Here is a 13495-nt window from a genome sequence, read left to right as displayed (position 1 = left end):
GGCCGGGGCACCGGCGGCGCGTCGCGCGCGCGCCGCCGGTGCCCGGTCTGCCGTTGCGCAGTGGCAACGACGCCGGCCGCCGCTTTTCCACCTTCCCTCCGGCCGCGGATGTGTCACCATGGGTGACGTTTCCGGACGAGCGAGGGCGTCTTCATGGACCAACGTCGCAACCATCCGCCGCGGCACATCGTGCTGACCTCCCACCCCGGGGGATCGCGGGTGCGCCACACCCCGGTGCACTGGGGAGCGGCCAGCGCCGCGCAGCGCGGTCCGGTGGTGGCGTCGCTCTCGGACCCCGGCCACCGCAACGCCATCGGCGCCCACGCCGGCAGCTACGCCGTCTACCGGGCGCTGGCGGTGGCGGCGGGCCAGCTCAGCGCCCACCACGTCCCCGATCTCACCAACACCGCCCCGGCCGAGCCGATCGGGCCGCACCCGCAATGGGCCGATCCGGAGACCATCGTCTCCATCGACCCGTTCGGCCACGTCGTCAGCGAGGCCTTCGCCGACCATCTGGAGCGCGGCGTCGACGTGCGCCCGACCATCGCCGTGACCAAGGCCCGGATCAAGGTGCCGGAGCTGGTGGAGGCGATGGGCGCCGGCCGTCTCGTCGCCGACGGCCGCATCCTGCTGGCGACGGGCGACGCCCGGGTCACCAAGATCGCGGTGGAGCCCGTGTGGTTCCTGCCCGGCATCGCCAAGCGCTTCGGCATCACCGAGAGCGCCCTGCGCCGCGGCCTGTTCGAGAACACCGGCGGCATGTTCCCCGAGCTGGTGACGCGCGGCGACCTCAAGGTCTTCCTGCCCCCCATCGGCGGCCAGACCGTGTACATCCTGGGCGAGGTCGCCGCCCTGGGCGACCCGGCGTGCACCGTCACCTGCCGGGTGCACGACGAGTGCAACGGCTCCGACGTCTTCGGCTCCGACATCTGCACCTGCCGCCCCTACCTGACCCACGGCATCGAGGAGTGCATCCGCGGCGCCCAGGAGGGCGGGGTCGGTCTCGTCGTCTACAACCGCAAGGAGGGGCGGGCCCTGGGCGAGGTGACCAAGTTCCTGGTCTACAACGCCCGCAAGCGCCAGGAGGGCGGCGACCGCGCCGAGGCCTATTTCGAGCGCACGGAGTGCGTGGCCGGGGTCCAGGACATGCGCTTCCAGGAGCTGATGCCCGACATCTTCCATTGGCTGGGGGTGCGGCGCATCGACCGCATGGTCTCCATGTCCAACATGAAGTCGGACGCCATCCGCCGCGCCGGCATCGAGATCGTCCAGCAGATCCCCATCCCCGACGCGCTGATCCCCGACGACGCGAAGGTGGAAATGGACGCCAAGAAGGCCGCCGGCTACTTCACGCCGATCGTTCCCACCGCGGAACAGTTGGCGTCCACCAAGGGGCGGGGGCTCAGCGAGTGAGCGACGTGACGGTCGCGTGGCTGCTGTCCGCCGAGGCCGTGCGCGAGCGCGCCCACGCCCTGCTGGCGCTCGGCGAACGGGGCGGGCTGGACCATTTCGCGGTGCACCCGGAGCGCCTCGACGCCGCCGCGGACGCCGTCGTGGCGGCGACCCGTGCCGCCTATCCCGACCTTGCCGTGCCCTATCACAGCCGCTGGCGCCATTTCGTGGTCGACGGCGCCGACCGCTGGGCGGCGCTGGCGGCGTCGCTGGAGGGCGTCGACCGGGACGAGGTGGCCCGCATCCGCTTCGATCTCGCCGTCACCAGCGTCCTGCTGGACGCCGGGGCGGGGGGGCGCTGGCGCTACCGCGAGCCCGGCACCGGCGTGGTGCTGGCCCGCTCCGAGGGGCTGGCGATCGCCAGCTTCGACCTGTTCCGCCACGGCGCCTTCTCGGCCCGGCCCGCCGCCGCGCCGCTGCGCGCCGAGGCCGCCGGACTCGCGGCGGTGACCGCCGACACCCTGGCCGCCGGGTTCCAGGCCGGCCCCGACAACCCGCTGGTCGGGCTGGAGGGGCGGGCGGGGCTGCTGCGCCGCCTGGGCGACGCGCTGACCCGGGCCCCCGATCTGTTCGGCCGGCCGGGGCGCATCGGCGCCCTCTACGACGCGCTGAAGGAGCGTGCCGCGGGGCGCCCGCTGCCGGCCACCGCGATCCTCGACGCCGTGCTGCGCGGGCTGGGGCCGATCTGGCCCGGCCGGATCGCCCGCGACGGCGTCAACCTCGGCGACACCTGGCGCCACTCCCGCGCGCCGGCCGACGGGCTGGTGCCCTTCCACAAGCTGTCGCAGTGGCTGAGCTACTCGCTGGTCGAGCCGCTGGAGGACGCCGGCGTCGCGGTCACCGGGCTGGACCGCCTGACCGGCCTGCCGGAGTACCGCAACGGCGGGCTGCTGGTCGACACCGGGGTGCTGGAGCCGCGGCAGCCGCGCCTCCTGGTCGACGCCCTGGAGGTCGGCGACGAGGCGGTGGTGGAGTGGCGGGCGCTGACCGTGGCGCTGCTCGACCGGCTGGCCGACGCGGTGCGCGGGCGCCTCGGCCTCGAGACCGCGTCCTTCCCCCTGGCCAAGGTCTTGCAAGGCGGCACCTGGTCCGCCGGGCGTGCCATCGCCCGGCAGCGCCGTGCCGACGGCGGCCCGCCCATCCGCATCGTCAGCGACGGCACCGTGTTCTGACCCGCAGCCCCCAGCCGGACCCGAGGCCCATGCCGATCCCCACCCTGACCCTGATCGACCATCCGCTGATCCAGCACAAGCTGAGCCAGCTGCGCAACCGCGAGACGCCGACCGGGCGCTTCCGCGAGGTGATGCGGGAGATCAGCCTGCTGGTGGGCTACGAGCTGACCCGCGACCTGCCGGTGGAGCGGATGCCGGTGGAGACGCCGCTGCAGACCGTCGAGGCGCCGATCCTGGCCGGCAAGAAGCTGTGCCTGGTGTCGATCATGCGGGCCGGCCAGGGCTTCCTCGACGGCATGCTCGACCTGCTGCCCTCGGCCCGGGTCGGCCACATCGGGCTCTACCGAGACCAGGAGACGCTGACCCCGGTCGAGTACTACTTCAAGGTGCCGACGGACATCGAGGACCGGCTGGTCCTGCTGGTCGACCCGCTGCTGGCCACCGGCCATTCGGCGACCGCGGCGGTGCACCGGCTGAAGGACGCCGGGGCCGCGTCGATCAAGCTGGCGGTGCTGGTGGCGGCGCCCGAGGGCCTGCGCACCTTCTACGAGGCCCACCCCGACGTGCCGGTCTACGCCGCCTGCGTCGACCGGGAGTTGAACCAGCAGGGCTACGTCCTGCCCGGCCTCGGCGACGTCGGCGACCGCCTGTACGGCACGCGCTGAGCGCGCTAAGCTCACGCTTTGGGCAGGCGGCGAGACGTGCCGCGAAATTCGGCAGGGACCGTCGGCGCCGGGGCCGTGGGCCGCGGCCGCAGGGATGGCACCGCCGTTGCATCACCGCGGCGGCGCGCAGGGCGCGAACGCACGAACGGAAAAGGGGATGACGATGCGGACAGGGTGGTTCGGGACGACGCGGCGCGCCGTGCTGGGCGGGATCGCGGCGGCGTGCGCGGTGGTGGCCATGGCCGCGCCGGCGGCGGCGCAGGACGCGCTGAAGGTCGCGGGCATCTACACCGTGCCGATCGAGCAGCAATGGGTGAGCCGCATCCACAAGGCCCTGATGGCCGCCAAGGAGCGCGGCGAGATCGAGTATGTCTGGGCGGAATCGGTGGCCAACACCGATTACGAGCGGGTCATGCGCCAGTACGCCGAGGGCGGGCAGAAGCTGGTGGTCGGCGAGGCCTTCGCCGTCGAGCGGGCCGCCCGCGCCGTCGCCAAGGACTACCCCGAGACGGCCTTCCTCATGGGGTCCAGCTTCCCGGCGCAGGAGCCCAACTTCGCGGTCTTCGACAACTACATCCAGGAGCCGGCCTACCTCACCGGCATGATCGCCGGCGGCATGTCCACCTCCAACATCATCGGCATGGTCGGCGGCTACCCCATCCCCGAGGTGAACCGGCTGATGAACGCCTTCATGGCCGGCGCCAAGGAGGTCAACCCCGAGGTGACGTTCATGGTCAGCTTCATCGGCTCGTGGTTCGACCCGCCCAAGGCCAAGGAGGCGGCCTTCGCCATGATCGACCGCGGCGCCGACATCCTCTACGCCGAGCGCTTCGGCGTGTCCGACGCGGCCAAGGAGCGCGGCGCGCTGGCCATCGGCAACGTCATCGACACCCAGCCCCAGTACCCCGAGACGGTGGTCGCCAGCGCCATCTGGCACATGGAGCCGTCCATCGACCGCGCCATCGCCCAGGTCAAGGCCGGCGCCTTCAAGGCCGAGGACTACGGCCCCTATTCGATGATGAAGCACAAGGGCTCCAGCCTCGCCCCCCTGGGCACGTTCGAGGCCAAGGTGCCGGCCGAGCTGATGGCCAAGGTGCGCGCCCGCGAGGACGCGATCGCCAAGGGCGCCTTCACCGTCGAGGTCGACGACAGCGAACCGAAGTCGACCATGTGACGACGCGGCCGGCGCCGGGGGCGTGCGACAGGTGGTCTGGACGGGCCGAAGACCGACGGAGCGGACGACCGCCCAGCCTCCCGCCCGTTCCGTCGCCGCGTCCACGATCCGCACGCCCCCCGCCAGCCCGACGCCTGTGCCGATGATGAGACCCCCCGCGCCGCCCGTCGCCCTGCGCCTGGACGCCATCACCAAGCGTTTCGGCCCGCTGCTCGCCAACGACGCCATCTCCCTGACCCTGCACGAGGGCGAGGTGCTGGCGCTGCTGGGCGAGAACGGCGCCGGCAAGACGACGTTGATGAACATCCTGTTCGGCCACTACGTGGCCGATTCCGGAACCGTCGAGGCGTTCGGCCGGCCGCTGCCGCCGGGCCGCCCGCGCGCCGCGCTGGCCGCCGGCATCGGCATGGTGCACCAGCACTTCACCCTGGCCGACAACCTCAGCGTGCTGGACAACGTGCTGGTCGGGACCGAGCCGCTGTGGCGCCCCTGGTCCGACAAGGCCGGCGGGCGGCGGCGGCTGGACGCGCTGGCCGGCCGCTTCGGGCTGGCGGTGGACGCCGACGCCCGGGTCGGCGCGCTGTCGGTGGGCGAGCGCCAGCGGGTGGAGATCCTCAAGGCGCTCTACCGCGACGCCCGCGTGCTGATCCTCGACGAGCCGACGGCGGTGCTCACGCCCCAGGAGGCGGCCGGCCTGTTCGACACCCTGCGCCGGCTCACCGCCGACGGGCTGGCGGTGGTCTTCATCAGCCACAAGATGAACGAGGTGTTCGCCGCCAGCGACACGGTGGCGGTGCTGCGCGGCGGCCGCCTGGTCGCCACCCGGCGCACCGCCGACACCGACCGCCACGAGCTGGCCGCGCTGATGGTCGGGCGCACGGTGAAGCCGCCGACCCCGGAGCCGCTGCCGGCGGGCGCGGCGGTGCTGGCGCTGGAGGGGGTCACGGTGGCGTCCGGCCATGGCCGGCCGCTGCTCGACCGGGTCGACCTCACGGTGCACCGCCACCAGGTGGTGGGCATCGCCGGGGTGGCCGGCAACGGCCAGACGGCGCTGGCCGGGCTGGTGGCCGGGACCCGCGCCCCGGACGGCGGAACCATGGTGGTGCTGGGCGAGGCGGTGCGCGACGCCGACCCCGCCGCCATGGTCCGCCGTGGCGTCGCCCGCATCCCCGAGGACCGCCACGCCACCGGCCTGGTCGGCGCCATGACGGTGTGGGAGAATCTGATCGCCGAGCGCTACCGGGATCCGGCCTTCTCGCGCTTCGGCGTGCTGCGGCGCGACGCGGCGCGCCGCCACGCGGCGGAGGCGATCGCCGCCTTCGACGTGCGCTGCCCCGGCCCCGACGCGCGCACCCAGCTGCTGTCCGGCGGCAACATGCAGAAGCTGATCCTGGGCCGCACGCTCGCCCACGGGCCGTCGCTGATCCTGGCCAGCCAGCCGACCCGCGGCCTCGACGTCGGCGCCGTGTCCTACGTCCACGGCCGCCTGCTGGAGGCGCGGGCGGCGGGGGCGGGGGTGCTGCTGATCTCCGAGGACCTGGACGAGATCCTGGCCCTGGCCGACGTGGTGGCGGTGGCCTATCACGGGCGCCTGACGCCGCCCCTGCCGCATGGCCGGGTGTCGGTGCGGCAGCTCGGCCTGCTGATGGCCGGGCATTGGGAGGTGTTGCCGGAGATCCTCAATGCGGCTTGAGGCGCGGACCCACATTCCCCTGCCGGCCCGCCTGCTGGCGCCGGCGGCGGCCATCGTCGCGGCGCTGGCGCTGTGCGCCGCGCTGCTGGCGTGGAGCGGCGCCCCGGTGCTGCACGCCTACGCCCTGCTGGTGGAGGGCGCGCTCGGCTCGCGCTTCGCGCTGACCGAGACGCTGACCCGGGCGACCCCGCTGATCTTCACCGGCCTGGCCGTCGCCGTCGCCTTCCGCGCCCGGCTGTGGAACATCGGCGCGGAGGGCCAGCTCTACATGGGCGCCCTGGCGGCGGCGGTGGTCGGCGGCGGGCTGTTCGACCTGCCGGGCTGGCTGCTGGTGCCGCTGGTGCTGGTGGCCGGCGCGGCGGCCGGCGGCCTGACCCTGCTGGGCCCGGCGGTGCTGAAGGTGCGCTTCGGCGTCGACGAGGTGGTGACCACGCTGCTGTTGAACTTCGTCGTGCTGCTGGTCGTCTCGCTGCTGCTGGAGGGGGCGCTGAAGGACCCCATGGGCATGGGCTGGCCCCAGTCGGCGCCGGTGCTGCCGGCGGCCGAGCTGCCCGACCTGGTGGCCCGCACCCGCCTGCACGCCGGCCTGCTGCTGGCCCTGGTGCTGGCGGCGCTGCTGTGGGTCGTCGACACCCGCACGGTGTGGGGCTACGAGGCCCGCGCCGTCGGCGCCAACCCCGGGGCCGCGGCCTTCGCCGGCATGGCGGTGACCGGGGTGCTGCTGCGCACCGCCTGCGTGTCCGGCGGGCTGGCCGGGCTGGCCGGGGCGGTGGAGGTGGCGGGGCTGAAGGGCTACCTGACGCTCGACCTGTCGCCGGGCTTCGGCTACAGCGGCATCGTCGTGGCCATGCTGGCCCAGCTCCACCCCCTGGCGGTGGTCGGCGGGGCGCTGTTCATCGCCGCGGTGTTCGTCGGCGCCGACGCGATGAGCCGGGCGGTCGCCGTTCCCAACTACATCGCCGACGTGCTGGTGGCGGCCAGCCTGTTGTGCATGCTGGTGGCGGGCCTGTTGGCGCGCTACCGCGTGCGGTGGAGGTGACCGGCATGGGCGAGGTTCTCGACGTGCTGGTGTCCGCCGCCTTCTGGACCGCGGTGCTGCGCATCGCCACCCCCTACATCCTGGGCACCCTGGGGGAGCTGGTGTGCGAGCGCGCCGGGGTGCTGAACCTGGGCATCGAGGGCATCATGACCCTGGGCGCCCTGTCCGGCTGGATGGCGGTCTACCAGGGCGCCGATCTGTGGACCGGGGTGCTGGTGGCCGCCGTGTGCGGGGCGCTGCTGGGGCTGCTGCACGCCGTGCTGACGGTGCCGCTGGGGCTGTCGCAGCACGTGACCGGCATCGGCGTGACCCTGCTGGGCACCAGCCTGTCCTACTTCGTCTACCGCCTGGTGCTGCCCCAGGCCACCACGCCGCCGACGGTGGAGCCGTTCCAGCCCCTGGACCTGCCGGGGGCGCTGGCCCAGACGCCGCTGACCTGGCTGGCCCTGGCGCTGGTGGCGGTGGTGGCCTGGGTGCTGTACCGCACGCCGGCCGGCCTGGCGGTGCGCATGGTCGGCGAGAACCCGGCGGCGGCCGAGGCCCAGGGCCTGAACGTCACCGCCGTGCGGGTGGCCGCGGTGATGGCGGGCAGCGCCCTGATGGCGCTGGGCGGCGCCTTCCTCACCCTGTCGGCCTTCAACGCCTTCTTCTTCAACATGGTCAACGGCCGCGGCTGGATCTGCATCGCGCTGGTGGTCTTCGCCTCGTGGCGGCCCGGCAAGGCCCTGCTGGGCGCGGTGCTGTTCGCGGTGTTCGACGCCTTGCAGATCCGCCTGCAGCAGATCGCCGGCGGGGTGCTGCCCTACCAGGTGTTCCTGATGCTGCCCTACCTGCTGAGCATCCTGGCCCTGGTGGCGATGTCCCGCCGCGCCGCCTACCCGCGGGCGCTGATGATTCCGTATCGCAAGGGCGAGCGGTAACTTCCTACCCTAGTGTTTTCAACCACTTAGTGACCCACAATGGGACCCCTTTGGTTCACCGGCTCGGATCATTTTTGGTTCACCAAAGATAGCCTCTTTGGGGTCACATGTCCAACCCCGGCTATGCGTACATCCAGGGGCGGTCTCGGACGGGATCATGGCCTGATGTCCCGGATGGCGTGGACACCGGTTCAGGCCTCATCCTGGATGGTTAGGACGTTGGCCTGACCAAGTCCGCCCTCACCGGCCTGGACGGCTCGACACCTGGTCAGGGGCGTCATGGGGTTGGCCGCATGCGACTTGGGGTGCCGCCTCGGTCCACGGCTGGCTCAGGGCGTCGTCGCAGATCATGTAGTGCCTGAGGCAGGGGACCCGCGGGACCTCGGGCGACGCCACGTCGAGGTCAAACTGCGGGACCCCGAGAGCCGCCACGATCTCCTCGACGATCTCACGGGGCGTGTACCAGTCATCGATGGTCGCGACGCGGGTTTCGGTAGTGTTGACCATACCCGACGTTACCCCAAGGGGTCGCCGAGGGCCAATCGCCTTGTTGTTCCGTGCGACACCCGTGCGATCCCCGCTGGGGGTTGAACCACTCTGGTGCTCGCCTTACGATACGCTCCTTGGCGAGCCACGGCGGAGTTGGCGGTCATAACGCTCGACAATCATGAGAATATGTGCGACGGTGGCCTAAGCGGTAGCTCTTTCTCGATTATATTAGTGGAGATTTTCATGCCGAAGTTGAGACCACTGATTGATTTCGTCTGCGACACCTGCCATAAAGTTGTTGACAGTACGCAAGGCGGGTACGTTGAGTGGATTGAACATAACAACATTGCCGGGCAGTTTAGAATTGCACACAACACCCATCAGTGTCTGGTACATGGAAACAATTACGGAAGAAAAGATGCGAATCTGAGTGACTTTCTTGGTCCGTATAAAATCCAGTATATTTTGTCTTTTCTGGATGTCGGCTCAGTCCTTGATCCGGCTTTTTCGTACGGCAACAGAATAGGTGATGTTCGGAACTATGTAGAATTTGTCAGAAGAATAACAATACCATTCTATGAAGAGGCTAGGCTGTATTTTAGCAAAGCGATTGCAGATGGGGTATTTTATGGAGATAACGAACTCTCGGTCTATGATCCCGCGAAACTGCAAGGGATCATAGGCAGGTACGAAACACCGTAAGCAAAAACTAGGACGCTATGAACATCTGGTCGGCGTCCACGCGGGTCAACGATGTCCGGACCGACGGGGCGGATCTCGTCGAGCCGATTACGCTGGCGTCGCGGTCGGGAGGCCACCCCGGAGGATGACATCCCGCACGGTGCTGGGGTGCCATCGGCCGCCGCGAGCGGAGCGGACCCCGCGGGCGTTGAGGGCGTCGGCGATCCCTTGGAGGGTCGCGACCCCGGCCCGCCGGATCTCGGCGATGATCGGCAGGGCCCGACCGGCATGCTCATGAGCCTGAGCCTGCCGCCGGGCTGCACCCGCCCTGGCGACCTCGGCGATGTTCGGGTTCCCCAGGCGTTCGCCCCGCTCCCGCTTCGCCCGAAGCGAATCGCGAGTCCGTTGTGCGATTAGGCTCCGCTCTTTTTCGGCGAGGGCGGCCCAGAGGTGCAGGGTGAAAGGATCAACGTCGGCTCCGAGTTCGGCGACGATGAACGGAACCCGGTGGACCATCAGACCGCTTACGAAGTGGACGCTCCGGCCGAGGCGGTCGAGCTTGGCCACCACGACCAGGCACCTTTCCCGCTATGCCCTTGCGATCGCGGCGTTCAGACCAAGCCGGTCGTCGTCGGCACCGGATTGGATGAAGTCGGAGACGACGTAGCCGTTCCCCATGGCGAAGCGGATGATCGCATCCTGCTGTGCGTCGAGCCCAAGACCAGACCGCCCCTGCCGGCTGGTCGAGACCCGAAGGTAGCCGATACAGTTCATGCCGCCCCTCCGCCCGTTTTCGAAACCAAGACGAACGTCTTGATCTCGTAAATCAACGATCTCACGGTTTCGGGATCTGTCAATCAGGGCTGCATGGGCTTTGCCGAGTGTTCCCAACGTGGAATATCGGCCGAATTTCCCAATTCCAAGTTGTTCTGGGTAATTCTGAGAGCCCGTTTGGCAACCCTTCATTGGCACAATATATAGTAGGTTACCGCAGAGACAGCATCCACATGCTGTGTCCGGAGCGAGTTGTCAAACAGGCTCTGAGATGCTCTCCGTGAGATTCGGCTTCGCCGTGAGCTTGCCTAACTCTTGCCAACTGGACGGCCGACGAAGGAAATCGGGGCTCTGATATTACCGATTTGCGGCTACGACGGAGGTAATGGGCATCTCCTCTGTCCATGCCGATTCTGACCGCCGTTGACGGCGTGAGCAGCCAGCGAGCCACCAGCATCGTCTCACTTGGCTGAAGTCCATCCAATTGCCCGTCGACTCTAACGATGGCAATCAAGAAATGATATCTGGTAGCCTCTCATTCCACAGTATACGATCTAGAACGGGCCAGGATACGCAATGATCTCCGCTGCCGACTTCGAAGCCAATAACCCCGCCTTCCAACAGTACATGGAGGACATTGATCGGCGTCTACAGGAGAGCAACGTACCGATTCATGCCCGACCGTTAGCGGCCTTTCGGCTCATGGCTGTGGACGGCATGCCGATGATTATCGGCGGAATCATTCGTGATCGGCGGGCTGACTGTGTTAACCAATGGTTCCAGCGGCGATATGGTAAGCGGCTACTAGTGAATTTCAGCACAGGTAAGCTTGTCGTCTTGATCCGTAGAATTCCCTATGAGGTGCGATACCCTCTGATATTCGGGCGGGCCCGCGTAAACGTTCTTGAATGGATTCACGAGGCAACCCCAGATTTGCTTAATTCATTGGGGCAGGATGAGCTAGATCGGCTGGGTTCTTTAGTTCATAGGCACTTCGAGTCCTGGAGAGTAATTGAGCATCTCCCGGTGGATTGCCGGGCTGACATTGACGCTGCGGTGATGCACATCATGCAACAGCAGCCCCAGTATGGGTTATCGAAGTGGGCCTCCCTTCAGTCCGCCGAGAAGACACTCAAGGCGTACATCCGCTCCAGGAATAAGAAGCCAGCTTATTCGCACAAACTCATGGATCTTGCCGGAGAAGCGGAGCGGCTGGGCCTGCCAGGCGTTCCGCGGCAATGGATCGAACAGGTTCAGTGTCCAGCAGGGGTGCGTTACGGGGAGATCGAAGTTGGCCTGGAAGAGACTGTCGTCGCCCATCATGCGAATGTTGAAATCTGCCGACATATTGCGGCGGGCATGCCGTCTGGAAGACCGGGGTAGTGTTGAACCAAAAGAAAAGGCCGCCAAACGGCGGCCCGGTGCACTAGTCAACTCGTTCTCCTGGTGACACCGCACCAACTATGGGCCTGTATTCTGGCGGCCCATTGGCGGGTGGAGAGCGTCACAGAGACGGTGCGGCGTTGTACATCACGTTGGCAAACAGGCTGATCACCAGTGCACCGAGGACGCAGTTTGGCGTCATCTGAGCGACAATATCCCTCATAAACGCCTCCGTTTTCTTGGCACTCAGGATGAGTGCAATTGAAACCACGGTCAGCAAGCTGACCAGTTCATTGGTGGCCAGATGCAAGAGAATCGCACCCACCGCCTCTGTGACGCCCCCCTCTGGAGACAACTCCCCAGCAATCAAGCGTAAACAAAGTAATTCATTCCCATGACGGTGTCAAATAAAATATTCCGGTCGCTGATACTACGGGGGTTCTCCCGGATGTCCGGGATACCGATGCCCTGGTGGTGACTAGCCGGACCGGCTCGTCCGGTCGATGCGGCACCCCAACGAGGTCTTCGCGGTGCCGGAACGGAGGCAGGCCCATCTCCACATCCAGAATCTCGCCGTCAATACCTCGACCGCTATGGGCTGCCTGATGGTGACCGTCGTCCTCGGACTCGCTGCCTTCGGGCGGGAGCGGATGCTGGAACGGCAGCGGGAGGGCGTCGCTAGGGCGAAAGCAGAGGGGAGGTGCCGGGGCAGGAAGCCGACCACGATGGCAAAGACGCGGGAGAGCCTAGCCCTTTGGGCTGGTGGGGCTGTCGAGATTGCACGCCGACTGGAGATCGGGCGAGTGAGCGGCTATAGAATCCTCGACGCCGGAGCAGTCGCTGCATCCGAGGGTCATGTCGAATGATAGCGGCATGGCACTCGCGAGGGGCATGAGCTTGTTAAAAGGCCTAGCAGCACAAGGATAATCTGTGGAATTTTGCCGCCTACCTCAGGAGAAAGAAAAATGGTAAATTTTAGCGACATTGTGGATGAAGAGCTATTTTCATCGGAAATTGCTACTCGCTTTCAGAGATTCCTGATTCGGGAAGTCTCTCCATCGCGGGATGAGCAGCGACTAGAGTATTACGCGTACGCCTACGTGAATGGCTTTGAGCGACTCGTATCGGAGGCAATCAGGCTATATCCTCGTTCTGATTATCTTCGTATACCAGCCTTCTATTTGTGCAGGCACTCTGTTGAGTTAAACATAAAATCAGCGATTATGGAGGTGGGTCGCTACTCGAATACACCTCCACCTGACGGGCACATTTTGAACGATCTGTGGCAAAATCTGCTGAAAGGTATTGATGAAGTGGGCTTCTCCACGAGTGACGACTGGACACTCTATTGCAACAAGTTGATTAACCACCTGCATGAGACGGATCCGAACGGGGAGCACTTCCGATACCCTTGTAGTAAGCATGGGAAGCTCTTTCCGTACACAAAAGTCGAACTTAAAGCACTAAAGAGGGCCCACGATCACCTGACCATGTATTGCGGTATTATTGTGGATATATTGTCAGAAGGGAGCTCGTATTAGCGGGTATTGGGGACTATTGGGAACCGGCGGTCCCTGCTGCGAGGCCAGGGCCGTCGCCACGGACTTGCTCGCCGCCAAGCGGTCTAGGGCGGGGTCATCCAGTGAATCGACCCACTTCGGATGTCACCATAAGCGTATCCGGTGATCCCCCCTCACCGTGTCTCGCGTACGCTACCTGAAGCTCCGGGCTGACGGGAAAACAGAATCGGCGACCGCGACGCCATCCGGCCGGTCGATGCGAACAAGCTCGGTGGCAAGGTCCGGGAGGTCGATCAGGTGATCGGCGACGACGTGGACGACCTTGTCCTTCTTCTACACTCGCCCCCGGCCCCTCCCCGTGATCTCCGCCTCCAGGAGTACCCGGCGGTAACGGTCGAACACGGCCACCCAGACCACGAGATTAGAGCATTTTCCGGTCGGCCGGAATCGAAGGGGGATTCCCACCGAGGCTGAAATCTGATTCAAGATGTGGGCTGGTGAAGGAGGCCAGCCCGCATGACAGCACCTCTTTC

General features: G+C 67.0%; 11 protein-coding genes and 2 pseudogenes. 10 read left to right on the top strand and 3 right to left on the bottom strand.

The features are described 5' to 3' along the window. Positions 1–153 precede the first annotated feature (153 nt). From AC6H2I_RS27335 to AC6H2I_RS27305, 7 genes are all read left to right on the top strand, one after another. On the top strand, positions 154–1413 hold the full coding sequence (locus AC6H2I_RS27335; RefSeq protein ID WP_497503937.1) for a GTP cyclohydrolase II: 1260 nt from the start codon (positions 154–156) through the stop codon (positions 1411–1413). After that, positions 1410–2624, top strand: a complete 1215-nt coding sequence (locus AC6H2I_RS27330) for a URC4/urg3 family protein (RefSeq protein WP_497503936.1) — start codon at positions 1410–1412, stop codon at positions 2622–2624. Before AC6H2I_RS27335 ends, AC6H2I_RS27330 begins: the two co-directional genes overlap by 4 nt. Before the next feature lie 29 nt (positions 2625–2653). Beyond that, entirely contained in the window at positions 2654–3289 is a 636-nt protein-coding gene (upp, locus tag AC6H2I_RS27325; protein WP_497503935.1) for a uracil phosphoribosyltransferase, read from the top strand. 157 nt (positions 3290–3446) lie between these two features. Then, positions 3447–4463 (top strand): BMP family protein, encoded by a 1017-nt coding sequence (locus AC6H2I_RS27320; RefSeq protein WP_497503933.1) that lies wholly within the window; start codon positions 3447–3449, stop codon positions 4461–4463. Positions 4464–4605: 142 nt separating this feature from the next. Then, on the top strand, positions 4606–6156 hold the full coding sequence (locus tag AC6H2I_RS27315) for an ABC transporter ATP-binding protein (protein ID WP_497503932.1): 1551 nt from the start codon (positions 4606–4608) through the stop codon (positions 6154–6156). After that, entirely contained in the window at positions 6146–7195 is a 1050-nt protein-coding gene (locus AC6H2I_RS27310) for an ABC transporter permease (protein WP_497503931.1), read from the top strand. The genes AC6H2I_RS27315 and AC6H2I_RS27310 overlap by 11 nt, the downstream gene beginning before the upstream one ends. A 5-nt stretch (positions 7196–7200) precedes the next feature. Continuing rightward, positions 7201–8115 (top strand): ABC transporter permease, encoded by a 915-nt coding sequence (locus AC6H2I_RS27305; RefSeq protein WP_497503930.1) that lies wholly within the window; start codon positions 7201–7203, stop codon positions 8113–8115. 240 nt (positions 8116–8355) lie between these two features. On the opposite strand, the gene AC6H2I_RS27300 is transcribed toward AC6H2I_RS27305, so the two are convergent. After that, positions 8356–8622, bottom strand: a complete 267-nt coding sequence (locus AC6H2I_RS27300) for a hypothetical protein (protein WP_497503929.1) — start codon at positions 8620–8622, stop codon at positions 8356–8358. A 225-nt stretch (positions 8623–8847) separates the two neighbouring features. Between AC6H2I_RS27300 and AC6H2I_RS27295 the strand changes: the two genes are divergently transcribed. Next, positions 8848–9306: a hypothetical protein gene (locus tag AC6H2I_RS27295; RefSeq protein WP_497503928.1), complete on the top strand. Its 459-nt coding sequence runs from the start codon at positions 8848–8850 to the stop codon at positions 9304–9306. An 87-nt stretch (positions 9307–9393) separates the two neighbouring features. Here AC6H2I_RS27295 and AC6H2I_RS27290 read toward each other — a convergent pair. After that, positions 9394–10059 (bottom strand): annotated as a pseudogene (locus AC6H2I_RS27290) (recombinase family protein). Between the two features lie 576 nt (positions 10060–10635). Between AC6H2I_RS27290 and AC6H2I_RS27285 the strand changes: the two are divergent. Beyond that, a complete protein-coding gene (locus AC6H2I_RS27285) occupies positions 10636–11442 on the top strand; it encodes a HEPN domain-containing protein (protein WP_497503927.1) in 807 nt (268 codons plus the stop codon). A 121-nt stretch (positions 11443–11563) separates the two neighbouring features. On the opposite strand, the gene AC6H2I_RS27280 is transcribed toward AC6H2I_RS27285, so the two are convergent. After that, the gene (locus AC6H2I_RS27280; RefSeq protein ID WP_497503926.1) at positions 11564–11767 is read right to left on the bottom strand and encodes a hypothetical protein; all 204 of its coding nucleotides are present in this window, start codon (positions 11765–11767) and stop codon (positions 11564–11566) included. 172 nt (positions 11768–11939) lie between these two features. Here AC6H2I_RS27280 and AC6H2I_RS27275 point away from each other — a divergent pair. Continuing rightward, positions 11940–12308 (top strand): annotated as a pseudogene (locus AC6H2I_RS27275) (recombinase family protein); the annotation flags it as partial. Positions 12309–13495: the final 1187 nt, after the last annotated feature.

The sequence above is a fragment of the Azospirillum sp. NS33 genome (genome assembly GCF_059703765.1).
Note: the sequence above shows the minus strand (reverse complement) of the source record. Positions and strands in the feature narration are given on the sequence as shown.